Source organism: Streptomyces sp. NPDC001108 (genome assembly GCF_053598535.1).
In genome coordinates, this window is sequence record NZ_JBSFKL010000012.1 from 111,224 (window position 1) to 135,763 (window position 24,540).

Annotated in this window: 30 protein-coding genes and 2 tRNA genes; 8 read left to right on the forward strand and 24 right to left on the reverse strand. The window is 70.8% G+C overall.

Features of this window, described 5'->3' with window-relative positions; translation table 11 throughout:
- Positions 1 to 35: 35 nt before the first annotated feature.
- The 4 genes from ACWC97_RS25040 to ACWC97_RS25055 all read left to right on the forward strand — a co-directional run bounded on the left by ACWC97_RS25040 (position 36) and on the right by ACWC97_RS25055 (position 4,772).
- Positions 36 to 440: a PPOX class F420-dependent oxidoreductase gene (locus ACWC97_RS25040; RefSeq protein WP_450651655.1), complete on the forward strand. Its 405-nt coding sequence runs from the start codon at positions 36 to 38 to the stop codon at positions 438 to 440.
- An 81-nt stretch (positions 441 to 521) separates the two neighbouring features.
- Entirely contained in the window at positions 522 to 1,925 is a 1,404-nt protein-coding gene (cysS, locus tag ACWC97_RS25045; protein WP_352279037.1) for a cysteine--tRNA ligase, read from the forward strand.
- A gap of 124 nt (positions 1,926 to 2,049) precedes the next feature.
- Entirely contained in the window at positions 2,050 to 3,006 is a 957-nt protein-coding gene (rlmB, locus tag ACWC97_RS25050) for a 23S rRNA (guanosine(2251)-2'-O)-methyltransferase RlmB (RefSeq protein ID WP_450651657.1), read from the forward strand.
- 167 nt (positions 3,007 to 3,173) lie between these two features.
- A complete protein-coding gene (locus tag ACWC97_RS25055; protein ID WP_450651787.1) occupies positions 3,174 to 4,772 on the forward strand; it encodes a DoxX family membrane protein in 1,599 nt (532 codons plus the stop codon).
- A gap of 164 nt (positions 4,773 to 4,936) precedes the next feature.
- Here ACWC97_RS25055 and ACWC97_RS25060 read toward each other — a convergent pair whose 3' ends face one another.
- The 3 genes from ACWC97_RS25060 to ACWC97_RS25070 all read right to left on the reverse strand — a co-directional run bounded on the left by ACWC97_RS25060 (position 4,937) and on the right by ACWC97_RS25070 (position 7,423).
- The gene (locus ACWC97_RS25060) at positions 4,937 to 5,647 is read right to left on the reverse strand and encodes a nucleotidyltransferase family protein (protein WP_352279040.1); all 711 of its coding nucleotides are present in this window, start codon (positions 5,645 to 5,647) and stop codon (positions 4,937 to 4,939) included.
- Positions 5,648 to 5,696: 49 nt separating this feature from the next.
- A complete protein-coding gene (locus ACWC97_RS25065) occupies positions 5,697 to 6,110 on the reverse strand; it encodes a hypothetical protein (protein WP_352279042.1) in 414 nt (137 codons plus the stop codon).
- 176 nt (positions 6,111 to 6,286) lie between these two features.
- Positions 6,287 to 7,423: an ABC transporter ATP-binding protein gene (locus tag ACWC97_RS25070; RefSeq protein ID WP_352279043.1), complete on the reverse strand. Its 1,137-nt coding sequence runs from the start codon at positions 7,421 to 7,423 to the stop codon at positions 6,287 to 6,289.
- A gap of 179 nt (positions 7,424 to 7,602) precedes the next feature.
- Between ACWC97_RS25070 and ACWC97_RS25075 the strand changes: the two genes are divergently transcribed.
- Positions 7,603 to 7,676: transfer RNA gene (locus ACWC97_RS25075), tRNA-Thr, on the forward strand.
- Between the two features lie 47 nt (positions 7,677 to 7,723).
- On the opposite strand, the gene ACWC97_RS25080 is transcribed toward ACWC97_RS25075, so the two are convergent.
- From ACWC97_RS25080 to ACWC97_RS25175, 20 genes are all read right to left on the reverse strand, one after another.
- Positions 7,724 to 9,121 (reverse strand): tyrosine-type recombinase/integrase, encoded by a 1,398-nt coding sequence (locus tag ACWC97_RS25080; protein WP_450651658.1) that lies wholly within the window; start codon positions 9,119 to 9,121, stop codon positions 7,724 to 7,726.
- Positions 9,122 to 9,183: 62 nt separating this feature from the next.
- On the reverse strand, positions 9,184 to 9,381 hold the full coding sequence (locus ACWC97_RS25085; protein ID WP_450651660.1) for a helix-turn-helix domain-containing protein: 198 nt from the start codon (positions 9,379 to 9,381) through the stop codon (positions 9,184 to 9,186).
- A gap of 453 nt (positions 9,382 to 9,834) precedes the next feature.
- A complete protein-coding gene (locus tag ACWC97_RS25090) occupies positions 9,835 to 11,310 on the reverse strand; it encodes an ATP-binding protein (RefSeq protein WP_450651662.1) in 1,476 nt (491 codons plus the stop codon).
- Between the two features lie 3 nt (positions 11,311 to 11,313).
- Positions 11,314 to 12,147: a bifunctional DNA primase/polymerase gene (locus ACWC97_RS25095; RefSeq protein ID WP_450651664.1), complete on the reverse strand. Its 834-nt coding sequence runs from the start codon at positions 12,145 to 12,147 to the stop codon at positions 11,314 to 11,316.
- A complete protein-coding gene (locus ACWC97_RS25100; protein ID WP_450651666.1) occupies positions 12,144 to 12,842 on the reverse strand; it encodes a DNA cytosine methyltransferase in 699 nt (232 codons plus the stop codon). The genes ACWC97_RS25095 and ACWC97_RS25100 overlap by 4 nt, the downstream gene beginning before the upstream one ends.
- An 85-nt stretch (positions 12,843 to 12,927) precedes the next feature.
- Positions 12,928 to 13,344, reverse strand: a complete 417-nt coding sequence (locus ACWC97_RS25105; protein ID WP_450651668.1) for an NUDIX domain-containing protein — start codon at positions 13,342 to 13,344, stop codon at positions 12,928 to 12,930.
- A 15-nt stretch (positions 13,345 to 13,359) separates the two neighbouring features.
- Positions 13,360 to 13,632 (reverse strand): hypothetical protein, encoded by a 273-nt coding sequence (locus ACWC97_RS25110; RefSeq protein WP_450651670.1) that lies wholly within the window; start codon positions 13,630 to 13,632, stop codon positions 13,360 to 13,362.
- Positions 13,633 to 13,782: 150 nt separating this feature from the next.
- Positions 13,783 to 15,855: a cell division protein FtsK gene (locus tag ACWC97_RS25115; RefSeq protein ID WP_450651672.1), complete on the reverse strand. Its 2,073-nt coding sequence runs from the start codon at positions 15,853 to 15,855 to the stop codon at positions 13,783 to 13,785.
- A gap of 97 nt (positions 15,856 to 15,952) precedes the next feature.
- Positions 15,953 to 16,273, reverse strand: a complete 321-nt coding sequence (locus ACWC97_RS25120) for a hypothetical protein (RefSeq protein ID WP_450651674.1) — start codon at positions 16,271 to 16,273, stop codon at positions 15,953 to 15,955.
- Between the two features lie 77 nt (positions 16,274 to 16,350).
- Positions 16,351 to 16,716 carry a DUF6251 family protein gene (locus ACWC97_RS25125; protein WP_450651676.1) on the reverse strand — a complete coding sequence of 122 codons (366 nt, stop codon included), beginning with the start codon at positions 16,714 to 16,716 and terminating at the stop codon, positions 16,351 to 16,353.
- Between the two features lie 134 nt (positions 16,717 to 16,850).
- Positions 16,851 to 17,018, reverse strand: coding sequence for a hypothetical protein (locus ACWC97_RS25130; protein WP_450651678.1), 168 nt, complete (start codon positions 17,016 to 17,018; stop codon positions 16,851 to 16,853).
- 55 nt (positions 17,019 to 17,073) lie between these two features.
- Positions 17,074 to 17,259, reverse strand: coding sequence for a hypothetical protein (locus tag ACWC97_RS25135; protein WP_450651680.1), 186 nt, complete (start codon positions 17,257 to 17,259; stop codon positions 17,074 to 17,076).
- Between the two features lie 31 nt (positions 17,260 to 17,290).
- Positions 17,291 to 17,629, reverse strand: a complete 339-nt coding sequence (locus ACWC97_RS25140; protein WP_450651682.1) for an RRQRL motif-containing zinc-binding protein — start codon at positions 17,627 to 17,629, stop codon at positions 17,291 to 17,293.
- Positions 17,629 to 18,504 carry a protein spdB gene (locus ACWC97_RS25145; RefSeq protein ID WP_450651684.1) on the reverse strand — a complete coding sequence of 292 codons (876 nt, stop codon included), beginning with the start codon at positions 18,502 to 18,504 and terminating at the stop codon, positions 17,629 to 17,631. Before ACWC97_RS25145 ends, ACWC97_RS25140 begins: the two co-directional genes overlap by 1 nt.
- Positions 18,501 to 18,785, reverse strand: a complete 285-nt coding sequence (locus ACWC97_RS25150) for a hypothetical protein (protein WP_450651686.1) — start codon at positions 18,783 to 18,785, stop codon at positions 18,501 to 18,503. Before ACWC97_RS25150 ends, ACWC97_RS25145 begins: the two co-directional genes overlap by 4 nt.
- On the reverse strand, positions 18,778 to 18,942 hold the full coding sequence (locus ACWC97_RS25155; RefSeq protein WP_450651688.1) for a hypothetical protein: 165 nt from the start codon (positions 18,940 to 18,942) through the stop codon (positions 18,778 to 18,780). Before ACWC97_RS25155 ends, ACWC97_RS25150 begins: the two co-directional genes overlap by 8 nt.
- The gene (locus ACWC97_RS25160; protein WP_450651690.1) at positions 18,939 to 19,199 is read right to left on the reverse strand and encodes a DUF6284 family protein; all 261 of its coding nucleotides are present in this window, start codon (positions 19,197 to 19,199) and stop codon (positions 18,939 to 18,941) included. The genes ACWC97_RS25155 and ACWC97_RS25160 overlap by 4 nt, the downstream gene beginning before the upstream one ends.
- A 93-nt stretch (positions 19,200 to 19,292) precedes the next feature.
- On the reverse strand, positions 19,293 to 19,445 hold the full coding sequence (locus tag ACWC97_RS25165; RefSeq protein WP_450651692.1) for a hypothetical protein: 153 nt from the start codon (positions 19,443 to 19,445) through the stop codon (positions 19,293 to 19,295).
- Between the two features lie 100 nt (positions 19,446 to 19,545).
- Positions 19,546 to 19,827: a hypothetical protein gene (locus tag ACWC97_RS25170; RefSeq protein ID WP_450651694.1), complete on the reverse strand. Its 282-nt coding sequence runs from the start codon at positions 19,825 to 19,827 to the stop codon at positions 19,546 to 19,548.
- Between the two features lie 57 nt (positions 19,828 to 19,884).
- Entirely contained in the window at positions 19,885 to 20,337 is a 453-nt protein-coding gene (locus ACWC97_RS25175) for a Pycsar system effector family protein (protein WP_450651696.1), read from the reverse strand.
- A 466-nt stretch (positions 20,338 to 20,803) separates the two neighbouring features.
- Between ACWC97_RS25175 and ACWC97_RS25180 the strand changes: the two genes are divergently transcribed.
- On the forward strand, positions 20,804 to 21,937 hold the full coding sequence (locus tag ACWC97_RS25180; protein ID WP_450651698.1) for an XRE family transcriptional regulator: 1,134 nt from the start codon (positions 20,804 to 20,806) through the stop codon (positions 21,935 to 21,937).
- Here the strand turns inward: ACWC97_RS25180 and ACWC97_RS25185 are convergent.
- Positions 21,921 to 22,697, reverse strand: coding sequence for an NUDIX domain-containing protein (locus tag ACWC97_RS25185; protein ID WP_450651789.1), 777 nt, complete (start codon positions 22,695 to 22,697; stop codon positions 21,921 to 21,923). The genes ACWC97_RS25180 and ACWC97_RS25185 overlap by 17 nt on opposite strands.
- A 226-nt stretch (positions 22,698 to 22,923) precedes the next feature.
- Here ACWC97_RS25185 and ACWC97_RS25190 point away from each other — a divergent pair.
- Both ACWC97_RS25190 and ACWC97_RS25195 read left to right on the forward strand, forming a co-directional pair.
- Positions 22,924 to 22,988: transfer RNA gene (locus tag ACWC97_RS25190), tRNA-Ser, on the forward strand.
- Positions 22,989 to 23,513: 525 nt separating this feature from the next.
- Positions 23,514 to 24,515 carry an alpha/beta hydrolase gene (locus tag ACWC97_RS25195; RefSeq protein ID WP_450651700.1) on the forward strand — a complete coding sequence of 334 codons (1,002 nt, stop codon included), beginning with the start codon at positions 23,514 to 23,516 and terminating at the stop codon, positions 24,513 to 24,515.
- The last annotated feature ends 25 nt before the right edge of the window (positions 24,516 to 24,540 follow it).

Here is a 24,540-nt window from a genome sequence, read left to right on the forward strand (position 1 = left end):
AGGAAGCACCGATCGTCTCAGGGAGGACGTACGCCATGACCGCCGCACTCTCCGCAGGACTCAAGGAACTCCTCGACAGCCCCGTCTTCGTCACCGTCGCCACCATCCAGCCCGACGGCAGCCCCCAGCTCTCCCCGGTCTGGGTCAAGCGGGACGGCGACGACGTGCTGATCTCGACGACGGCCGGCCGCCGCAAGGAGCGGAACCTGCGCCGGGACCCGCGGGTCTCCGTGGTCGTGCAGCCGTTCGCCGCCCCGTACACCTACGCCGAGATCCGCGGCACCGCCGAGCTGACCACCGAGGGCGGCCAGGAGCTGATCGACGAGCTGTCCCTGAAGTACACCGGCAAGAAGTACGCCGAGTTCAACCCGTCCTCCGTCGACGACGGGGAGCGGGTCGTCGTCCGGATCACGCCGAGGAAGGTCGTCGGCCGGGTCTGAACCGCCGCCGCGCCACGAAGTCCGCCCCGCGATGTGCCAAGAGGTCGCGGGGCACTGGTGCGCGCCCACTACCCTGGAGGCGTGACTCTTCGCCTGTACGACACCAGCGCCCGGCAGATCCGTGACTTCGTCCCGCTCACCGCGGGCTGTGTCTCGATCTACCTCTGTGGCGCGACCGTCCAGGCCGCTCCGCACATCGGGCACATCCGGTCCGGGCTGAACTTCGACATCATGCGCCGCTGGTTCGAATACCGCGGCTACGACGTCACGTTCATCCGGAACGTCACCGACATCGACGACAAGATCATCGCGAAGTCGGCCGAGCAGGGCCGCCCGTGGTGGGCCATCGGCTACGAGAACGAGCGGGCGTTCAACGCCGGCTACGACGCGCTCGGCTGCCTCCCGCCCACCTACGAACCGCGTGCGACCGGCCACGTGCCCGAGATGATCGAGATGATGAGGGGCCTGATCGAGCGCGGTCACGCCTACGAGGCGGACGGCAACGTCTACTTCGACGTGCGCTCCTTCCCCGGCTACCTGGAGCTCTCCAACCAGGATCTCGACGACCTGCGCCAGCCCTCCGGCGACGGCGAGACCGGCAAGCGCGACCAGCGCGACTTCGCCATGTGGAAGGCGGTCAAGCCGGGCGAGCCCAGCTGGGAGACCCCGTGGGGCCGCGGCCGCCCCGGCTGGCACCTGGAGTGCTCCGCCATGGCGCACAAGTACCTCGGCACCGCCTTCGACATCCACGGCGGCGGCATCGACCTGATCTTCCCGCACCACGAGAACGAGATCGCCCAGGCCAAGGCGTACGGCGACGAGTTCGCCAAGTACTGGGTGCACAACGGCTGGGTCACCATGTCCGGCGAGAAGATGTCGAAGTCGCTGGGCAACTCGGTCCTGGTCAGCGAGATGGTCAAGGCGTGGCGCCCGATCGTGCTCCGCTACTACCTCGGTACCCCGCACTACCGGTCGATGATCGAGTACAGCGAGGAGGCCCTGCGCGAGGCCGAGTCCGCGTTCGCGCGGATCGAGGGCTTCGTCCAGCGCGTCACCGAGAAGGCGGGCGAGCAGGTCGCCCCCGCCACCGAGGTGCCGCCCGCCTTCGCCGAGGCGATGGACGACGACCTGGGCGTCCCGCAGGCGCTCGCGATCGTCCACACCACGGTCCGGCAGGGCAACTCCGCGCTGGCCGCCGACGACAAGGAGAGCGCGGTCGCCCGGCTCGCGGAGGTCCGGGCGATGCTCGGCGTCCTCGGCCTCGACCCGCTCGACGACCACTGGGCCGGCGGCGACGACCGCGGCGACGACCTGCACGGGATCGTCGACACGCTCGTCCGCCTGGTCCTGGACCAGCGGCAGGCGGCCCGGGAGCGCAAGGACTGGCCCGCGGCCGACGCCATCCGCGACCAGCTGGGCCAGTCCGGGCTCGTCATCGAGGACAGCCCGTCCGGACCCCGCTGGACCCTCGGCCCACGCTCGTAGGCCCCGAGTGTGCCGTCCGGCCTCCCGGGCGGCACACTTCATTTACGTACACACGTCCAACACGCGCGCGTCCGACAGGCACGTCCGACGCGCATCTCTGAGCAGCAAACGAAACAGGTAGGTCATGGCCGGGAACAGCCAGCGCAGGAACCGCCGCACGTCCAACAAGAAGGGCGCGCAGGTCGGCAGCGGTGGCCAGCGACGCCGTGGCCTGGAGGGCAAGGGCCCGACGCCGCCCGCCTCCGCCCGCAAGGGGCACGTGAAGAACCGCATCGCCAACGCCCAGGCCAAGCAGGCCGCGACCCGCCGCCCCGCCCCGCGCCGCGGCGGCGTCAAGGGCTCCTCCGAGATGGTCGTCGGCCGCAACCCGGTCTACGAGGCCCTGCGCGACGGCGTCCCGGCCACCACCCTGTACGTCCAGCAGTACATCGACAACGACGAGCGGGTCCGCGAGGCCCTCCAGCTCGCCGGCGACCGCGGCAACATCAACCTGATGGAGGCCCCGCGCGCCGAGCTGGACCGGATGACCAAGGGCCTGAACCACCAGGGCCTCGTCCTCCAGGTCCCGCCGTACGAGTACGCGCACCCCGAGGACCTCACCGCCGCCGCGTACGACGAGGGCGACGACCCCCTGATCGTCGCCCTCGACGGGGTCACCGACCCGCGCAACCTCGGCGCGATCGTCCGCTCCGTCTCCGCCTTCGGCGGCCACGGCGTGGTCGTCCCCGAGCGGCGCGCGGCCGGGATGACGGCCGGCGCCTGGAAGTCCTCGGCCGGCACGGCGGCCCGTACGCCGGTCGCCCGGGTGACCAACCTGACCCGCGCCCTGGAGGGCTACCAGAAGGCCGGTCTCACCGTCGTCGGCCTCGCCGCCGACGGCGAGCACACGGTGGAGGACCTGGAGGCCCTGGACGGCCCGGTCGTCATCGTCATCGGCAGTGAGGGCAAGGGCCTGGGCCGCCTGGTCGGCGAGACCTGCGACTACCGGGTCCGCATCTCGATGCCGGGCGGCGCCGAGTCGCTGAACGCCGGTGTCGCGGCCGGGATCGTGCTGTACGAGGTCGCCCGCCGCCGGGGCTGAGACCCGGCGGTACGGGGGCGGCCCGGCAGGTCCGCCCCCGTACCCGACCCCATTGACGGGCCTCGGACACATCGGGGCCGTCAAGGCAGTGTCCTAACCACACATCACTCGGTTAGATGAGTGTGGACACCAGAACGCCTCGGTTCGACGACCAACCCGCCCTGAGTATGGCCAAGGTGGACTGCGATCCTGCGCAGGTCATCGTCAACCACGCCAGCTTCCGGGTGCGGCTCGCCCCCGGCCAGCGCCCGCGGCTGCGCGGTCTGGCCCCGGCCGGCGCCCCCAGGATTCCCGCCATGAGCGGTGCAGGAGCGGCCCGCGGCCGACGCGCGCCCGTCGTGTGGAGCGGCAGGTCCGAGCCCGGCGACGCCGGGGCCAGCGGACTCCTCCAGGCCGTGCGGAACACCGCCGTGGGCCGCCCCGCCACCGGGTACGACCCCTACGCGACGCCCGCCGACGGCGACGGCGGGCCCGCCACGGCCGGCACCCGCCTCATCGACCTCCTCGAAGAGACCCAGCCCACCCCCGTCGTCACCGCCCCGCACCAGCCGGGCGGCTACGGCGGCGGGCCGCTGCTGCCGCCGATGCGCCGCGCGGTCGGCGCCTACGACACCGACGACGGCCCGTTCCCGCCCGGCAGCTACGACGCCTACGGCGACGACTTCCCCGACGACGGGGCGGACGGCGCGGAGGAGACGGCCGAGGCCCGCGAGGGGCGCGAGAGCGCCGACTCGGTGCGCAACGCGTACTTCCCCGGCCGCCGGATGAACCTCGGCGTCGTCCTGCTGCCCCTGCGGGTCTTCCTCGGCTTCATCTCGATCTACGCGGGCATGGGCAAGCTCTGCGACCCCGTCTTCTTCGACGGCGGCGAGCGCGGCTCCATGGTCAAGTGGCTGACCGCGCTGCACCCCTGGGCGCAGGCCGAGCCGCTGCGCGACTTCGCGCTCGCACACCCCGTCGGCGCCGGGCTCAGCGTCGCCTTCCTCCAGGTCGTCGTCGGCGTCCTCACCGTTCTCGGCCTCTGGCAGCGGGTCGCCGCGGCGGTCGGCGCGCTGCTGTCGGCCGCCCTGCTGCTCACGGTGAGCTGGCGCACCGTCGCCGCCTACGACGCGCCGGACATCATCTACCTCGCCGCGTGGAGCCCACTGATCATCGCGGGGGCGCCGGTCTACTCGATCGACGGGCGGCTCGCCGGTGAGGCATGGCGCAGGCTCGGCCCGCGCTCGGCCATCTGGGACCTGCGCCGCCGGGTGCTCCGCCGGGGCGCGCTCTGCGCCGCGCTGGTCGTGGGCCTGACGCTGCTGGTGGGTTCGGTGCTCGGGGGCGCGGTCCGCTCCTCCGGGGTGGTCACGGTGCCCGGCCCGAACGGCGACCCGACCAACCAGCTCCCCGGCGTCCCGCTGCCGGAGGAGTCCCGTACGGGCGGAACGTCGCAGAGCCCGGAGCAGCGCAGCCCCGCCCCGTCCCGCAGCGGCGCCGCCGTGGCGCCCACCGCACCGCCCACCCCGACCGCGGGCACCACGCAGGGGACGGCGGGCCAGGTGGCTGGTGCCGGCCGGCCCAGCGAGACCCAGGGCACCGGGCAGCAGGCCCCGCAGCAGACGACCCCGCAGCAGCCCCCGTCCGCCAGCAGCTCCGGCCCGACGTCCGCCGGCTCCACCGGCACGGGCGGCGGCTCCACGGGCGGCTCCGACAACGGCGGCGGTACGGACGACGGCGCCTCGTCCGGCGCCGGGCAGAACCCGATCGGCGGCCTGCTCGGCTGAGCGACGGAGGTTCCGGCGCCGGAGGTTCCTGCCACGGAGGTTCCTGACGGGGGTTCCTGCGACGGAGTTCCTGCGACGGAGGGGCGGTCACCGGTTTCCGTACCGGTGACCGCCCCTCCGTCCGCTGCGGGCGTCCGTCGCGCGGGCCCGTCCTGCTCCCACTCCTACCGCTCGTCGAGCTCCTTGGCGGCCTCGGTGAGGTCCTTCGCGGTGTCGATGGCCCGCCAGTACGCGCCGTGCGGCAGCGGGTAGCCGGCCAGCCGGCGTTCCCGGGCCAGCCGGGGGAAGGTGGTCCGCTCGTGGTCGCCCCGGTCGGGCAGCAGCCCCGTGAAGGCGGGGGAGAAGACGTACACCCCGGCATTGATCAGATACGGGGACGGCGGCGACTCGATGAAGTCGGTGATGTGCCCGAACGCGTCCGTCTCGACGGCGCCCCAGGGGATGCGGGGACGGGCCAGGGCCAGGGTGGCGGTCGCATCGCGTTCGGCGTGGAACGCGGCCATCTCGCGCAGGGAGAAGCGCGTCCAGATGTCGCCGTTGGTGGCGTACCAGGGCTGCTCGGGGTCGGGGAGCCGGGCGGCCGCGTACTTCAGGCCGCCGCCGCGCCCCAGCGGCTCGGACTCCACGACGGTCGTCACGCGCAGCGGCAGCACCGCCGAGTCCAGCCACTCCTGCAGTACCTCGGCCAGATGCCCGCACGACACCACGACGTCGGTCACGCCCTCGGCGGCCAGCCAGGAAAGCTGATGGCCGATGATCGGCGTCCCGGTGCCCGGGATCTCGACCATCGGCTTGGGGCGGTCATCGGTGTACGGGCGCAGCCGTGATCCCTGGCCTCCCGCCAGAACCACGGCCTGCGTCGGATACGTATGCATGCCAGGCACCCTATGCGGTGCCCGGCACGCGGTGCCCGGCGCGGGCGGTTCAGCTGAACCGGGCGACGCCCGAGGCGAAGGACGTGTCGCAGACGGGGCGGGAGAAGCGGTGGGCGCGGGTCGGGCCGTACTTCTCGACGGCCGCGCGGCCCAGCGCCCGGGCGATCGACATGCAGTGCCGGGCGAGGGAGGGGCGGCCCTCGACGGAGCGCTGGAGGTCGGTGAGGGCGACGCCCGGGTCCTTCTCCCGGAGCTCCACGAGCAGCCGGTCGCGCAGGGCGTCCTGCGGGGTGCGCGTGGCGGGGCGAGCGGAGATGTCGTGCGTCGCCGCGGCGAGGACCTGCGGCTCGGAGTTGTGGGCTGCCCACGGCACGCTGGTGACAGCGAGAGTCCCGGAGAGGACCATCACGACGGGCAGTACGAAGGCAAGGGATCGGCCGATGCGGCGCGCAGTGTGGGTCACGCAGCGAGCGTAGCGGCCGGTAATGCCGTGACAACATTCCGTCACTCTTGCGAGGGATGGTTCGAGGGGACTTTTCGAATTGCGCATTGACGAACGGCCCTGAAGCACCCGATATGCCGGGTGTTTCAGGGCCGTTCACGGCTGTTCAGGGCCGTTGGGCGCGTGATGCGCGGGCGTCAGTCGGTGAGACGGGCACCCGTGGAGGTCGAGAAGACGTGCAGCTCGTCCGGGCGCGGCACGACGTGCAGCTTGGTGCCCTTCTCCGGGACGGCGCGGCCGCCGACGCGGACGACCAGGTCCTTGTCCTCGCCGCCGACCTGGGCGGAGCCGTAGACGAAGCCGTCGGCGCCGAGCTCCTCGACGACGTTGACCGAGACGGCGAGGCCGGCCGGGGCGTCCGAGCTGTCCTTGGACAGGGCCTTCGCGGCGGCGCCGCCGTGCTCGACGATGTCGAAGTGCTCGGGGCGGATGCCGACCGTGACGGTCGTGTCGCCCTTGTCGGCGGCGGCGGAGAGCGCCTCGCGGGAGACCGGGACGACGCTGTTGCCGAACTTCACGCCACCGTCGGTGATCGGGACCTCGATCAGGTTCATCGCCGGGGAGCCGATGAAGCCGGCCACGAAGAGGTTGGCGGGCTTGTCGTACATGTTGCGCGGCGAGTCGACCTGCTGGAGCAGACCGTCCTTGAGGACCGCGACCCGGTCGCCCATGGTGAGGGCCTCGACCTGGTCGTGGGTGACGTACACGGTCGTGATGCCCAGACGGCGCTGGAGCGAGGCGATCTGCGTACGGGTGGAGACGCGGAGCTTGGCGTCGAGGTTCGACAGCGGCTCGTCCATGAGGAAGACCTGCGGCTCACGCACGATGGCACGGCCCATCGCCACACGCTGGCGCTGACCACCGGAGAGCGCCTTCGGCTTGCGGTCGAGGTACTCGGTGAGGTCCAGCATCTTGGCGGCCTCTTCGACCTTCGCCCGGATCTCGGTCTTGTTGACACCGGCGATCTTGAGTGCGAAGCCCATGTTGTCCGCGACGGTCATGTGCGGGTACAGCGCGTAGTTCTGGAACACCATGGCGATGTCCCGGTCCTTCGGCGGCAGGTGCGTGACGTCGCGGTCACCGATGCGGATCGCGCCGCCGTTGACGTCCTCGAGACCCGCGAGCATGCGCAGGGAGGTCGACTTGCCGCAACCGGAAGGACCGACGAGGACGAGGAACTCGCCGTCCGCGATGTCGATCTCCAGCTGGTCCACGGCCGGCTTCGTGGAGCCGGGGTAGATGCGGGACGCCTTGTCGAACGTAACGCTGGCCATGCTGATCTTCTCCTCCACCGGCAGGAACGTGCCGGACGATCCGAGTGACGGGAGTGGTCTGGTCCACTTGAGTGAACCTTCAGCGACGCTACCTGGACATGTGGAATCTGTCAGTAGTTCGAGGTCCGCGAAATTTCCGGACCGCGAGGGGTGTGACGTTGGTTAGACTGCTCCGGCATGCCTCCTTAGCTCAGCTGGCCAGAGCAACGCACTTGTAATGCGTAGGTCGTCGGTTCGAATCCGACAGGGGGCTCCGCGCGAACCCCAGCCCGGATCGTCTCCGAGCTGGGGTTTTCCATGTCAGCGGACGCGACGGCGTCGGCGGGAACGAGCCGCGCGGGTGTCCGTAGTCTCAGTTCTAGTCTCAGTTGGGGCTTCGGCCGGGGCCTGTGGCGGCGGTACGAAGAACTCGCCCATACGCCGCATCGCGTCCTTCGACAGGTGTGATCGGCCCTTCACGTAGCGGCGGGTCTGACTGATCTGGGTGTGCCGCAGGATCTCCATGATCGTGGGCATGTCGACCCCCAGCTCGTTCAGGATCGTGCCGGCCGTGTGGCGGCTTCCGTCGTACAGGCGACGGTCGTCGATTCCGGCCTCGGCGAGCAGTTCCTTGAACTCCTCGTAGTCCTGGCGCGGGTCCAGCGGGCGGCCGTCCGGACGCGAGAACACGACCTTATGCTCCTGCCACAGGTCGCCGGCCGCAGCCCGCAGCTCATCCTGCTGGGCCTTGTGGTCGCTGAGGAACGAAATGAAGACGGGCGGGATCGGTACGGCGTTCCGGCTCTTCTTGGTCTTGGGGCGCGTGAAGACGAGACCGCCCTCCTTGCGTTCCGGGCAGGCGCTTGCGTGCTTCGCGCAGTCCTTCAGGCACGGCTTCGGGCAGCCTCGCTTGTAACCCCCGTGCGAGGAGCAGTCCGGCCCACACGGATCGAACCGATGAAGGCGTGCTCCACAAGCGTGCGGGTCATCGCATCCGTGGCGCCAGGTGAGGCGCTGGAGCTGCCACTCCGGGCGAAACAGCTCTGCCTCCAGGTCCACGTACGGCCAGCGCAATCCGAGCGTCTCGCCCTGACGGAAGCCCATGCCGACACCGACGATCCAACGCATGAAGGTGGGTCGCTTGGCAGCAGCTTCGAGGAACGCCTTCGCTTCCTCCTGGGTGAATGGATTCGCCTCGGTCTCGTCCGCAGTCGGCGGGTCAACGAGCGTGGCAACGTTCTCGGTGATCAAGCGGCGCCGGTGCGCGATTTTCAGAGCGCGCGACAGGATGCGGTGAACCTTGAGAACGTGCGACGGCGCGTGTCCGGCCCGCAGCATGTCGGCGTACATCCGCTCCAAGTGCTCCGGGGCGAGCTTGTCGAGCCGGTGCTGGCCGACGCCGGGAACGATGTCGTTCCGTGTCTTCGACCAGTAGTCATCGAGCGAACGGGGCTTCAGTTTCAGGCTGGCAATGGTGTCCAGGTAGGTGGTCATCCACTGAGCGACGGTGGGCTTGCGACCAGCTTTCGGCGCGCGCCCTTCGTCTCGGAGCTTCTCCAACTCTTTCATCTTGCGGCGTACTTCCGGCTCGCTTCTCGCCATGCGGTGCCGTCGGTCGGGGCTTCCGTCGGCCTTGACGCCTACGGTCACCCGGCCGTGCCACCAGCCGTCCGAGCCGAGGTAGACGGACGACTCCATGTTCGCCTTGCGGGGGCTCAAGTTTCCTCCACGCGTGAGGCGCCGCCGGATGCCCGGCGGCGCCTCACGGTTGTTCAGGTGGGTCAGTGGGACTCGGGGATCAGGCCGTCGACGTACTGCTCCAGCGCGCTGCGGCGGATGCGCCGACAGCGGCCGAGTTTTACGTACTCCAGGAGCCCGGCGGTCATCAGCTCGTAGAGCGTGGAGCGGCCGATGCTGAGCACTTCGGCGGCTTCTTCCGGGCGGTAGAGCAAGCGGTCGGCGGGTGCGGTGATGCTCATGCTGGCGGTCCTCCGGAGGCGCGGGGGTGGGCGCGTGTGTCCGAGCTGGGATTTTCTGCGTCACGGCGTCACGAGCGTCACGTATGCCCTCTGAGCTGGGGTTTTGGTGTGACGCAGAGGTGCCGGAGTGCGTCATCCGTGACGCAGGCGTCCGTCATGGTGACGCGGGCTGTGACGCAGGTGACGCAGAGGTGACGCAGGATTGGCCCTCTGCGTCACGCCTGTTGCGGCTGGTCAGGGGGTGGTTCGGGCCGTCTGGTGACGCTGTGACGCAGAGCTTCCCTTCTTAAGAAAAAAGAAGGGGTGGTTTCTGTTGTGGTACGTGCCTGAAAGGCGTGAATGCGGAGCCGCGAAGCGGCGCGTCCTTTGGGCGGCAAGCCGCCGAACTGCAAGAGGAGCACGCCCGGGCGACACGGCAGGGGGCGTGCTCCTCTTGCTTGTCGGCTGCGCCGGTCAGAGCAGCGGGGGCTGCTCGTGGGGCGGCGGGACCGGTTGGCGGGTCATTTCGACGTAGCGGCCCTCTCGGGTGCGGCCCCAGTCGATGAGGACCCCTCGCGCGGCAAGGGTGGGCTGGAGGCGCTTGAGCCGGTCGGAGAGGACTTTGCCGGTGGTCGGCCACCCTTTGGGCAGTGCGCGGAGTTCGTCGCCGCTGTAGAGGGTGGTGAGGGCGTGCAGCCATTCCGAGGACGTCATGCGCTGCTCCGCGCCCGGGTCGAGGGTGGCGGCGTGCTTGAGGACGGTCTGTGCCATCAAGTCGCCCTCGATGACGTCGTCGTTGAGGTCGTCCAGGCTGGCCCGGTACGCGGCCAGGGTCCGGAAGCCCTGCGCGGTGTCGAGCTGCGCGCACAGGTGCGCGAAGTCTGCCATCCGCAGGTCCGTGGGCGTTTCCGCCTCGGCCGCGCGGACCGCGACCGTGAGGTCGAGGAGGGAGCCGAGGATGACGGGCAGGGCCTCCTCGAACTCCGCCCACAGCTCGGCTTCGGTCCTCCGCACCTTGGGCCGTTCCAGGCGTAGCGGGAGGAGGCGTTCGGCGAGGTCGGGGCGGATGACGCCGACGTCGATGCCGGTCAGGAGCAGGGGGCGGCGGTAGCGGGAGCGGTAGACGTCGCCGTCGCTGAACAGGGCCCTTTTGATGGACTCGGCGCCGGTGACGATGCAGCACATCAGGTCGGACAGGTCCGGGGCCAGGTGGCTCAGGTTGTCCAGGGCGGTGACCCATCCGGCGGCGACGGCCGTGATCAGGCTCTCCTCGTCCTTCGGGGCCCGGCGCAGGTCCCCGGTCATGCCCTCGATGATCCGTACGAGCATCCGGCCCGCCGTCGACTTCCCGGCGCCCTGGGGGCCGGTGAGGAACGGCGCGGGGACCGGGATGCCCGGCGCCAGACAGCCGACGAGCCAGGCGAGCGCCAGGCTTTCGGATTCGGCGCCGGTGAAGTTCGTCAGCCGCAGGAGGAGGTCGATGCCCTTGGCGTTCGTGTCGCGGGCGGGCATGGGGAGTTCGCCGGTGAGCTGGGTGCGGCGCCAGCACACCTCGCGCGGGTCGGGGACGCGGATGTCCCAGCCGGTGGGGTGGATGCGGACGGACTGCCCGTCGTCGCGGCCCAGGTCGAGCCAGGTCGCCCCGTCGAACCCGGGAGCGACCCGGATGTGGGTGGGCTGCACGTCCTGGCTGAGCGCGAGCGCTTCGATCAAGTCCAACGCCTCCTTCATCGACGTGCCGTTGAAGACGCCGACCCCGTCCTTGAAGAGGTCGACCATAAGCTCCTGCCGGTGGCTGCCCGTGGTGCCCTGGGAGCGGATCGGGCGGGCCACAGGGTGGCCGATCCGCTGGGCATAGACGGTGCCCTCGGTCGTGCGGAAGTACCGGAAGTGCGCCTGCGCGTAATCGGTGATGACCTCACGGGCCGGGGTCTTCTCGTCGTCGGACACAGGTCACATCCCCAGCGCGGTGCGGGCGTTGGACCAGGCGTCCGCGCAGTGCCGGGGCCCTTCGCCCTTGGCCTGCGCGGCGGCGAACAGCCGCTGCATGTGCGTGTCGGTGAGGCAGCCGCACCGGCCGTGCGCGGACAGCACCGCGAGGAACGTCCGGTACACGGTCGCGTGGACCGCGCTCTTCGCCTCGGCGATGCGCTGCTCGGCCATGGCGATTCCGCGCTCCAGGTAGGCGGGTGTGCGGTGACGGCACTCCCCGCCCCCGCCCAGACCCGGCACCGCGACGGGCACAGGCCGGACGGCCGGCGGCTTCTTCACGACCAGCGCGCGCACGGTGTCCGGCAGACGGGTCATCGTCCCGGTGCCGGGCCCGAGCCACCGGGCGTAGGACATCTCGGACTTGACGTCGACGCTGGGGCGGACCTTGTTCGAGGACTGCATCGCGCCCAGGTAGATCCAGTGCTCCCCCCGGGTGGTGGGCACGGTCCGGGTCGGGGGCAGCGCCCGGCGGGCCCAGGCGATGGCGTCGGCGTCGTCGAGGTCGACGACGGTGACCCCGGCCCCGCCGGGGTGGTAGGCGACCGCGTGGGCCTGCCGCCATACCCCGGCCCATGCGGGGGACCGGAGTACGGCGGGGTCGGTGGTGGCGGCGGCCCAGCCGTGGCACGGGCGCGGGCAGGCGCACGGGCCGGGGGTTTTCATGTTCGGCCGGCCGCCGCACGCGTTGTCCGTGCAGGCGGGGCAGTTGCCGACCGGGCGCTTGCCCGCCCGCAGCGGCAGCACGGGCACACCCGTCGCCGCCAGTTCGAGGGCGGTCCCATGGTGGGTGTTCATGCGGTCACCGCCTTGGCGCGGAGGCTGTGCCGGGCGTGGGTGCCGATCCAGTGGGTGTAGGCCGGGCGGATGGCCTCGGCGATCTCGCGGCGCACGCTGGTCCAGGTGATGCCCATGGCCTGCTGCCACTGGGCGACCGTGCCCTTCCCACCGCCCTCGCCGTAGACGGCGTAGTACGGGCCGGTGAACCACTGGCCGTGTCGCATTCCGGCGACGCGGCCCCGGTGCGGGAGGTGCGCCGGCTGCGGGAGGGTGAGGCCGTGCACCTCGAAGACCCGGTGGCGGATGACACCGAGACCGAACATCTCGCCGCAGAGGACGAGGTCGCGGCGGAGCGGGGCCCCGGCCACGTTCTCGATGACGAACGGCCGGCCGGACCGGGTGAGGACGTCTCGGATCGGGCCGAGGAAGTCGGGGTACTCGCGCCCCTTGTTGGTGCCCTTGGTGAGGGCGCTGTGGGTCTGGCAGGGCGGGGAGGCGTGGATGAAGTCGTACTCCGCCGCGTGCTCGGCGGCGAACTCAACGGCGTCGGCGACGTGGTGGGCGAACGGGTAGTTCGGCTGCTCGACGATGTCCACGCCGGTCACCTCGAACCCGGCCCGGTGGTAGCCCATGGCCGCGCCGCCGGCGCAGGAGAACAGATCCAGGAGACGCGGCCGGTGGCCCTCTCGCCGGATCGGGACAGGTTGAGTCATGCTGGGTATCTCCAGTTCTGTGAGAAGTGCTGGTAGACGACGGCGGCCCCAGGCTTTGGCGAGACGGGGGCCGCCGTCGGCGTAGCTACCGGGTGTGGGTGGCGGTGCGGAGGATGTCGGCGTGGTCGAACGCGAGCGGCGGCAGCGCGTCGAGCGGCCACCAGCGGGCGGCGCGGGCGTCGTCCCCGGCGACGGCCGGGGTGTCGGCGGGGATGGTGGCCAGGTAGGCGGCGGTGATGTAGCGGCCTCGGGGGTCGCGGCCGGGCTGGTCCCAGACGCCGACCTGGATGAGGTCGGCGGCGTCGACCTGGACGCCGGTTTCCTCGGCCAGCTCGCGGGCGGCGGCGGCGCGGCTGGTCTCGCCGGGGTCGACGTGGCCGCCGGGCAGGGCCCAGTGTCCTTCGTAGGGGGCCCAGCCGCGTTCGATGAGCAGGACGCGGCCGTCGCTGATGGCGATCACGTCGGCGGTGTAGCGCAGGGTTTCGAAGCGTTCGGTGGTCACCGGAGTTCCTCTCGGTCAGTGGTGGAAGTGGTCGGGGCCGGGGTTTCGGTCGTGTGTGGGTGCGGGGCGGGTGCCGGTGGTGTGGATGCGTTCGGCGTGGTTGTGGATGCGGCGGCCGACGCGGAGCCGGTGGCGGGTTCCGTGGCAGCGGCGGCATGTCTCGGAGCCTTTACGGGTGTCGGTCTGGCCGGTGCCCCGGCACTTGCGGCACGGGCCGAACGGCTTGACCATGCACAACGCTGCGTAACCGGCGATGGCGAGCAGGAGTAGGAGGCTAGCGAGACCCATGGAGGGGTCCTTTCGCTTCAGGAGGCGGTTTTCCGGGGTTTTCGCAGGTGGGCCGCTAGGCGCTAGTGCGCAGGCCAGGGCGGCTTTTGGTTGCTAGCGGGGGTGCTAGACCTAGCAGTGGGGGCCGCTAGGTCTAGCAGGGGTGCGCGGTCAGGCTGCGGCCTTGTTCTGGTCACGGCGGGTGATGGCAGCGGTGATGTCGGCCCGGTCGATGCCGCGCCGGTTCTTGCCCTCGCCGGTGTCGGTCTGGCCCCAGACCTGTCCGGCCTTGATGCCGTGGGGCTTGAGTGCGGTGGTGACGTTCTCGCCCTTCCACCCGGTGTAGGTGTCGGGGTGGGCGTCGGCCAGGCGGGCGGCGATGCGCTCGCACCACACCGCCTTTTCGGTCGGGGCGATGACCGCGAGGACGTCGGCGAGGACGTCGGTGTGGCCGGTCTTGTCCGGGCCCTTGCCGATGGCGTGGCCGGTGACGTTGCCGTACTCCTCGCGTGCGGTGCGGGCCCGTGCGGCGATCTGCTCGGCGGCGACGGCATCGACGAACGCGGAGGCGACGATGCGGGGGTCGTCGCCCTCACCGGCCATCCAGCAGATGCCCCGGTCGGAGCGGGAGAACATCGTGGCCCGGTATCCGGCCTTGTACATCGACGTGCCCAGCACCATGTCGTTGGCGGGCTGGGCCATGACCTTCAGGCAGAACCGCAGGACGGCGTTGGCGCTGATGCCGGTGGGCAGAGACTTCGCGTCGGGGCGCTGGGTGCCGAACAGGGTCACGATGCCCAGCGCCGGGCCCCGCTTCACGAGGTCGGTGCAGATCGCCTCGATCTCCTTGCCGTGCTCCTCGTGCTCGAAGGGCACCTGGCACTCGTCGAACCCGACCACGATCGGGTGGAGCTTCAGGCTCTTGTCGCTGGCCAGTTCGGGGGTGACCTTCGACTCCGGGCAGCGGGAGCGCGGCAGGGACTTGATGACCTTGGCCCGCCGCCGCAGTTCTTCCTTCAGCTCCCGCAGCGCGTCCAGGACGTACTCGATGTCGTCGTCCTCCTCACCGGCCCGGTAGCGGTGGCAGACCGGTTCCAGGGCGCCGAAGTCGCCGGTGCCCTTGAAGTCGAACGCGTGCAGCTCGGAACGGGGGTCGAGGGCGGCGATGAGGAGGAAGAGCCGCATGAGGAACGTCTTGCCCATGCGGGGGATCGAGCCGACGACGACGGCGGCGAACATGAGCGTGACGGACACGTCCCGCATCCGCTGGTCGTTGCCGAACACGACCGGCTTGAACAGGTCCACCGTCCCCGACTTGAGCAGCGGCCAGGCCGGTTTGGTGGTCTCGTTCATCGGCTTGTCCCCGACCCACAGCACCAGGCGGCCCTCGTGCTCGGTCGGGTCGGGGGAGGGCCACACGCAGCCGACCTTGCGCCGCAGCCCCGATGCCAGGGGCTTGCGGGACTCCATGATGTCCTCGGGCGTCACCCCGTACGGAAGGTCCAGGTCGGCGCGGTAACCGGGCCCGTCACGCACGATCTCCGAGACGAACCGCAACCCGTTCATGTCCCCGCCCTTCTTGATCCCGGCGGAGATCTTCGCGTTCCCGATCGAGTCGAGACCACGCAGCACAATGCTGCCGGTCAGCTTCTGCACCTCGGTCTTCAGCACGGCGGGGCCGACGACCGGTGCGTCGGGCTGCTGCCCGGCCATGCCCAGCAGCAGCACCCCGCCGGCAGCGAACGCGTAGAGGAATATGGGCGCCATGACGTAGAGCCAGAGCGCGAAGCCGAGGCCGAAGACGGCTGCGACCAGAACGACCAGGCCGCGCAGCCGGATCCTGCCGGACCTCAGCCGGGCCAGCCGCATGTACTCCTCGGCGTCCTCGGCACGCACGGCGGCTGCTCGCAGCGGGGCGGCTTCCCGGTCCCACACCCACCGGTTGGTGGAGGCGATGAACCGGCACGCGCCCCGCGGGGACATCAGCGAGAGGCGTCCGGCATACACCGGCAGCCGCAGGCCGTGAAACAGGGCGCTGTAGCCCAGATTCGCCCCGGCGTGCTTGGTGGTGGCCGCGAAGTCCCGCCTGTTGGTGAGCCACCCGGCCAGGACCGGCTTGCGCTTCTCCGTCTTGACCTTCGGGTCGGGCAGCGCGGGGTTGTCGACCAGGACCGGCGGCGCGGCCTCGTTCTCGTCGTCGAGGTCGGGGACCGGGCGCAGGTGAGGAGCGGCGGTGTCCGTCATGCTGGTACTTCCTTCTGCTCGATGGGCCGAGGGGTTGGTGTCGGGGCGGCCGGTGTCCTTGGCCGGGTACGACCGCCCCGACACGCAGGACATGTGCTCAGCGCTCCGCACGGGCCACGGCCCGCTCGGCGCGGCGCACGGCGTCCTCGGCCTGCTTACGGGCCTCACGGGCGGTGGCCCGGTCGGTGCGGGCGGCGGTGCGTTCGGTGGCCTTGGCGTTGGCGAGGGTCTGGCGGGCGTCGGCCTGCACCTTGTGCAGCGCCCGCAGTTCCTGGGCGCCGCGCTCGGCGGCCCGCTGGTCGATCCGGTCGATCGCCTTCTCGACCTTCGGGTCGACGCAGTCGGCGAGGGCCTGCCGGAAGCCCTTGCGGAACAGGCGGGCACGCTCGCGCTTCTCGGCTCGGGTGTAGCTCTCCACGGTGTCCTCCTCGCGGGGTGGGCCGGGCTGTCCGGTCCTCCGCCCGCCCGGTACAAGACCGGGCGGACAGGGGGCCGTCAGCGGCTCTTCCTGGAGAGGGACTTGGCGGCGGCCTGTCCGTCGGGGCCGCCGACGGAGCGGACGACGGTGACGACGCCCCAGGTCAGGACCACGGCGAGGACGGCGAGGATCGCGAGGTTGGCGGCGATGGCGGTCAGGGCGCCGACCAGCAGCGGCCCGAAGTAGACGCCGGCCGCGACGGCTCCGGCGCCGACGCCGGAGCCGAGCGCGACGCGCTGGACGGTGCGGTCGGGCGGGGCCTGGTGGATGTGCTGCACGACCTGCGGCGGGGGCGCCTGCGGTGCGGGCAGGTGGTCGGCGTAGACGTGGGTGCCGTCCGGGAGACGGACGACCCGGACGGGCTCGGGGAGGTGGGTGGTCACGGGGATCTCCTCCGGTCAGAGGGCAGGGGTGATCCGCCGACTGGCGTCGGCAGTGCTGGTGGTGGGGGGAGTGCCCCGGGCCGGATTCGATCCGGCAGCCTCACGCCGGGTCCGGGGCGGTGTGCGGGGTGGGGTCAGCGGCGGCCGATGGGCTTGCCGGACGCGATGTAGTCCCTGGCCCGCTCCATCTCGTCGCGGGTGAGGGTCCGCTTGAGCTGGTCCTTCGTCTGCTCGCCGGGGGCGACGATCGCGGCGGCGACGGCGATCGCGGCGCATTCCCGGTCGGTCTTCCTGCCGAACATGGGTTCTCCTCGGTGTGGTGTGGTGTGGCGGTGCGGGGCTGAGGGGTGGGGCCGTCTACCGGTCGTCGTCGAGGCCGGTGATGGTGCCGTGGAAGGTGCCGCCGACGATGCCGTGGTTCTCGCCGCCGAAGTGGCCGCCGGTGATGACGCCGCCCTCGATCTGCGCGGCGTTCTGGCCCGCGTTTCCGGTGTCGTCGTTGTCGGTGGTGTCGATGGTCATGTTGCCGATGCGGATCCGCATGATGTGGCGTCCTTTTCAGGTGGGTCGGGTGTCAGGTGGTGCGCTGTTCTTCGGGGTAGGCGCAGGTCACGCACATGCCGAGCGAGCGGGGGATGCAGTACCCGGCGTCGCGGTGGCAGGTGGGGCAGGTGCGGCGGGCGGTCATGGCCTTGGCGAGGGCCGCCCGGCGTGCCGGGGTCATGGGCCGGACCGGCACGGCGTGGTCGACGCGGTAGAGGTAGGCGACCAGGGGCGGCCGTCGTCGGCGGGGGCGTTCGAGCTGGGCGGCGACGTCCTGTCCGCCGGGCCGCAGTCCCATCGAGCGGAGCTGCCGGCGGGTCGCGTAGCCCTCGGGGGCCAGGCGCCACCGGTAGGTGGGCAGCGCGGCCATCAGGCGACGCGTTTCCAGGAGGCGCGGAGCCGGGTCTCCGAGGCGGAGTGCCCGGCGGCGCGGAAGCGGAGCGCGACCTCGCGGTAGGACAGGGCGGGGTCGGCGGAGAGGCGGATCTCGTCGACGAGCGCGTCCAGGGCGTCGTCGGTGAGCGCGGGCCCGGACTCCAGGGCCCGGCCCTGGACCGGTTCGGAGGGGCCCCAGACGGGGAGTTCCCACCGGGGGGTCGTGCCGGGTGTGACGTCGGGTGTGACGGGGGCAGTCACGCAGGTCAGGGCCCGGCTGGTGCCCTCGCCGCCGCGTGCCGTTTCCAGGGTCGACCAGGCGTCGGACAGGGTCCGGGCGGTCTCGGCCTGGACGCGTGCGACGCGTGCCCCGGCCTCGGTCACGGCCGTCAGCCGTGTCTCCTCGGTGCCCGCCTGGGCCCGCAGCCGGGCACGGGCCACGGCCGCGTCGTCACGGGCCTCCTGCTGGATGCCCCGGATCTGAGTCAGGGCCCCAGTGGTGAGCGCGGTCCGCTCCCACAACCCGTGAACCAGCCACAACGCCTTGGCTGCGATGGGGAGCCAGGCCACGGCCAGCCACGCGCCGGTGGAGGTGTCGGCGGTCAGGGCGTGCGCGACCAGGACGCCGGTGGCGACCAGCCCGAAAAGCCAGCCGATCACGGTCACCGGGGTGGAGTGGTCGCCCTGGGCGGCAAGGCGGCGGTCGTAGGCGAGGGTGGCCAGCCACCCGCCGTCGATCCCGAGACCGACGACCAGTGCGACCGGCCACGGCATCACCGGGCCCAGCCACAGCATCACCACGGCCAGCGTCAGCATCATCGACACCGCCGTCATCGCGACGGCCGGGGCGGTGGTCTTCCACGACGTCATGACGCCCCCTCCTCGTGAAACACGAACGGGGCGTAGTCGACCGGGGTGCGCTCGACCCGGCGCAGGATGTCCGACGTGCTGTTCTCGACGACGCCCGGGTAGGGCTTCACGCGGGTCAGCACGTCGAGCACGACGCGCACTTCCAGGGCCCGCACTTCGAGAAGGTGGTGGTGGGCCCGCTCGGCCGCCGGGTCGACGGACGGGAGCGGCAGGTCGAGCGCGGCGACCACGGCGGCCAGCAGCTCCCGGACCGGGGCGTCAAGGCTGGGGAGGTCACTCATGGCGGCCCTCCGCCCGGGTCAGGATGAGGTGCACGGCGACGACACCGGCCGTCGCGAGGGCCCCGGCGTAGTGGACGTCCTGGCGGCCGATGACCAGCCCCAGCACCTCCACCCCGATGCACACCAGCGACAGCAACCAGAAGAGGATCAGGTTCATGCCGCACCGCCCAGCAGGTCGGTGCGGTTGGTCAGGTCCCGGCGGGCCGCCATGACCTTGCGGCGGGCGCGGCGGATACGGCGCTCGTCCAGCTCGGACGGGGCCCGGTCCATGACCATGATCTGTACGTCCAGCAGCTCGACCTCGGCCAGGATCAGCGGGAGTTCCAGCTCGATCGCGTCCAGGTCGGCCGGGCTCGGCCCGGTGTCGGGCAGGGCGGCCGTAACGGCCGCCGGCGGGGGAGCGATGGTTTCCATGGGTTGTTCTCTCCTTAGACAGTCAGACGGCCCGTCGCGGTCCCCAGGTGGCACCCTGGGGGCCGCTCGCCGTTTCGGGGCGGGTGCTGCGGGCTAGTGGCGGTTGCCGTGGCTGCCGTGACAGCCGTAGACGAGCTCCTGGTGGTCGATGGGCCCGTGCGCGGCCTCCCACGCGGCCTGGGCCGCCCTTTCCTCGGCCGCCCGCTCGGCGGCAATCTCGTCGCGGAGGTTCTCGTAACTCTGCACAGCGGTTCCTCTCGCCTGGCCGCTCGCTGCTGCGGGCGACTCGTGCCCCGGGCCGGATCCGATCCGGCAGCCTCACGCCGAGTCCGGGGCGGTGTGCGGGTCAGACGGTGGGCTTCGGCATGGCCCGGCAGGTCTCGGCGTGCGCCTGCGCCCACTGGCGGGCGTCGCTGTCGGCCCCGCTGCTGCCGTTGTCGTAGCGGTAAGCGTGGGGGCCCCACTCCTCGTTGCTGTACGCCTTGCAGCCTCCGCACTGGGCCGTCGATACGTTCGGCTCGGTGTCGTAGAGGTAGAGGGTGTCGTGGGTGATGTCGACGGTGGCGCCGCCGACGGTGAGGTAGCGGGCGATGACGCTCTCGGGCCAGGCGGTGGTGATCTCGGTCATGACGACTCCCAGGTGGTGGGGGCGGGCACCAACCGGCGCCCGCCGGATGAGGGTGGGTCAGCGGGTCAGGAGGGCGGCGGCGATGGCGACCGTGGCGACGAGCGACGTGGTGCACGCGAGGCCGAGCATCCGCATCTTGCGGAGCGCGATCCGGCTCAGGGCCTGGAGGCGGGCGGGGCGCCGGTCGGAGGCCATGGCCTCCGCGATCGCGGCCGGGTCCGCGCCGGCGAAGTAGACGTACGACGCCCGGTCGGCGGTGCCCGTGCCCTGAAGTCGCGGCTTGATCACCAGGATCGCGAGGACCACCCCGGCGACCAGGGCGACGACCCCGGCGACGGCCAGGACCAGGGCCAGGCCGTGGAGGTCGGTCGCGCCGAGGCTGAGGGCGGCGACCAGGAGGCCGTCCAGGGTCAGAAGGCTCGCGGCCTTGGTGTCGGTGCGGGCCAGGTCGGCGGCGGCGTAGGAGAGCGCAGAGTCGAGGTTGATCGAGGTGCGGTCGGCGGCGGTCATGGTGACTCCCTGATGTAGGAGAAACAGCAGGTGGCAGCCCTGCCGAGATGCGGCAGAGGTGGAGTGCCCCGACCGGGAGTCGAACCCGGCCTACGACCATCGGGGCGGTGAAGCGGTGAAGCAGATGTCTCCTTACGGGGGGCGTGAACCCCCCGGCGAAGGTGTATGGAGACGTGACCTTTCGGTCTCGAACCCTCCGGTGAATGACAAGGCGCCGGGTCGCCTCCCCCCGACCAACGCGGGGCTCCTGGGTTGTGCCGTGAACACACGCCGTCCGGGCTTTTGTGGCCCATCTGGTGCGCACCAACAGAGTGCCATCTGGTGCGCACCAGATGCAACCCCTACTCCGGATTGCGTGTCGGTGTGCATCTCCAGGGAAAGGCCGGAACGGGGTGTGTCGGTAGCCAACTGGGGTTAACCTCAACGGTGTTAACCAGCTCTCACCTGGGCCTTTATGGGAGGCGGCGTGACTAAGGGGCTAAGGGCAGTCAGGGCTGCGAGAGGTTGGTCGCAGGATCGACTGGTTCACGAGATGCAGCGGTTCGCGGACCAACGACTGCTCGACATCGCCTCGGCGGCCAGCCTCAAGACCTACGTGTCGGAGTGGGAGAATGGCCGACGCACCATCACGGACCGATACGCCGGGATCCTCCGGCCGCTCCTCGGCGCCACGGACGCCGAGCTGCGGGGCGATACCGATGCGCCCGAGCCACAGGTGGATGGATACGCGGACCTGCTGAGCCGGATCGATGCAGCGGGCAGCCTGAGCGAGTCCATGGTCCCGTCGTTCCTGGCCCAGACCGAGCTACTCCGGACTATGGACCGGCAGATGGGCGCGACTGGCCTGGTCGACCAAATGAACGGCCACCTGGCGGCGATGGAGGAGGCGTTGACGTTTGCCGTGCTGCCAGGAACGAGACGGCCCATTGCGACCGCTCTCGCGGGGGCATCTACCCTCGCCGCGTGGCAGGCCCTGGATGCTGGCGCCGTGGATAGGGCATGGCGAAGGTACGAGCTTGCCAAGAAGGCTGCCCAGGACGCGGAATCCCCGCTCTATCTGGCACATGCCATGGGCGAGCAGGCATATGTCCTCGCGGATGCTGGCCGCCCTCGGCTCGCAGTCGAACTGGTGCGAGACGCGCAGCGCGCGCAGTCCGAGCGCCAGTCCCCCCGGCTGCGGGCGTGGCTCGCGGCCGCCGAAGCCGAGCTGTGTGCTGCTGCTGGGCCTGAGATGGAGTCGGCGGCACGGTCGGCGCTTGAACGCGCTACCACCCTTCTCCCCGATGACGGCGAGATGCGCGACGCTGACATGCTGAGCATCTTCCTCAACGCCAGCCACTTGGCGAGATGGAGAGGGAACGTCCTGGCCAAGCTCGGCGACGCCTCAGCGATGGAGGAGCTGTACGCGTCGCTCGACAGCGCCGATGGATCCTTCGTGCGTGCGCAGTCCGGGCTGCACTGCGACCTCACCCAGGCGCACCTGGCCCGGGGAGAGGTGGACGACGCGCGGTCTCATCTCCAGAAGGCCAGGTTGCTGGCGGGCCGCACGGGCTCCGTGCGGCATCGCCGGCGCGTTGACCTTCTTACCGGTCGCCTCTAGCTCGGGACGCCAGGATGTGGAGCAGGGCCACGAGCGTGCCCGAGCCCATGAGCTTGCCTTCGGACATGAGCCGTGGGATGTCGTCGAGAGAGATCCAGGCGATCTCGCCTGCCTCCTCAGCGTCGGTCGGCTCGCCGACTTTCTCGGCGCCCCGGGCCACGAAGATCTCGTGCGGCGAATCGACCATGCCGATCATCGGTTGGTAGGTGACGACGTGCTCGACAGGACCAGGACGCCAACCCGTCTCCTCCTCGGTCTCGCGAGCAGCAGTGGTGGCGGCGTCCTCTCCCGCATCCACAATTCCGCCGGGCAGCTCCCACCCCCACTGCTCCGGCACGAAGCGGTAGCGCCAGAGCATGAGCACGCGGTCCCGGTCGTCGACCACTGCAGTCACGGCTACGCGGAAAAGGCGGACGACGTGATGCTCAAAGCGGTCGACACCCGGCGGCTCAACGTCAACCAGATCCAGGTTCACCCATCGGTTCTCGTAGACGTGACGGGACCCATGGATCCTCCACGGGTCCATCTCTGCTGGCGTCGGGGCACTCTCGCCGCCGAGGACGCGGTACGAGCTGCGGTCGTGAGCCTTGATGAAGTGCTCGTTCGATAGACGGGCGAGCACCTGACGAAGCGCGGTGCGGCCGATCTCCAGCTCGGCGCTCAGCGCCCGCTCCGAGGGCAGTTTGTCGCCGGGGCCGTAGCGCCCGGACTCGATCCACGAGCGGATCGTCTCGTAGACCCTCTGTGTCTTGGGTCCCATCCTCGGCGCACACTCCCGGATCGTCGGCTGGTGATAGCCAGCGTATCCGGGGGGCGAAACGGGTGGCTCGGCCATGTGAACCTCTCTTCCGAAAGGGTGCAGCAGGCACCCCAGTCTCAGTTGCAGTCTCAGTCGGCGGTGATTCCGGGGTGGTTCCCCCCTGTCCAGGACAGTCCGGCAAAGCCTCTGACCAGGCGCGCAAGGCTTGCTGCGAATGCCCGTGGACGCCCCCAGAACAAGATCGGACAACTTGTAATGCGTAGGTCGTCGGTTCGAATCCGACAGGGGGCTCTGCGAAGACCCAGGACAGAAACCCTCTGATCTGGGTCTTTCTGTTTTCCGTAGCGGGACCTCCACGGGCGTATCCGCTTCGAACCGCGACCCGGGGGCGGCCGTGGGGGTCGCCCCCGGGTCGTTGCTCCCGATTTGTCCACCCCGGCGAGTGCTTCGCGCGGCCGGCCCCGCGAGGGATCCCGTTCTCGGTGTCGTGCCCATTTGCGCGCCCGCGCTCGCGATCCCGAACCCCGCGGACGACCTGCGCAGTGGGCGGCGTCCGTTTCCTCCACGGGGACCAACTCCACCGGCGTATTCCGGGGTGCTCGTCGACTGGGCCCCGGGCAGGCTCAGCCCAGGGGGAACCTTCTGGCGAAACGAGAGGTAATGAACGCAATTTCACGTACTCACGGTCGGCGCAAACACCTGTGCGCCACCGCAGTGCTGGTCACCGTTGCCGGGGCCCTCAGTGCCTGCGGTACCACCGGAGCACGAAGCGAAGCACCCCTCCCCGCGACCGCCGCCGAAGGCGTCGCGGCCACCGTGAAGAACACACCCTGTGGAGTTCCTCCCGTCAAGCTCGAGCCGAAGGCGCAGGAGTTCCTGAACGACCTGGCCGCCAAGGGCGGCCCCCCGATCAACACACTCACGCCGCAGGCGGCCCGCAAGGTCCTCGACGACCTTCAGGCCGGACCCGTGCCCGCGCCAGCCGCCGAGATCAGCGAACGGACTGTGCCCGGAGGCCCGACCGGACCTGTGTCCATCAGGATCGTCCGGCCCGCCGGGGTCACCGGCCCGCTCCCGGGGATCGTGTTCATCCACGGCGGCGGCTGGGTCCTCGGCAACGCGAAGACCCACGACAGGCTGGTCCGCGAGATAGCGAACGGCGCCCGCGCCACTGTGGTCTTCGTCAACTACACCCCCTCGCCCGAGGCGAAGTACCCGGTCCCCATCGAGCAGGCGTACACCGCTGCCAACTGGGTCGCCAAGAACGGCCGCGAGATCAACGTCGATTCCTCCCGGCTCGCCATCGCCGGTGACTCGGTCGGCGGCGACATGACCGCCGCGGTCACCATGCTGGCCAAGCAGCGAGGCGGGCCGCGCTTCGTCCAGCAGACGCTGCTGTACCCCGTGACCGACGCCGAGTTCGGCACCGCTTCCTACAAGCGCTTCGCGGAGTCCTGCTGGCTCACCCGCCCCGGCATGGAGTGGTTCTGGGACTCCTACGCCCCGGACAAGCGCACGCGCACTCAGCCGACCGCTTCCCCGCTGCGTGCCAGCACGGAGCAACTGCGTGGCCTGCCGCCGGCGTTGGTCATCACCGACTCCGACGTGCTGCTCGACGCGGCCAATGCCTACGTCGCCAAACTCCGGACCGCCGGCGTCCCGGTCACCAGCACTCACTACCCCGAAGTCCCTCATGACTTCATGATGCTCAACGGCCTCCGGGAAACGCGTTCGTACAAGAACGCGATCGCGGAGACTGTCGGCGCGCTGCACGACGCCCTGCACCCGCTCCCGCAGGGAGCGGCACGCGGTAAGTAGTGAGGGCAGGACGGTTGGAGGCCCG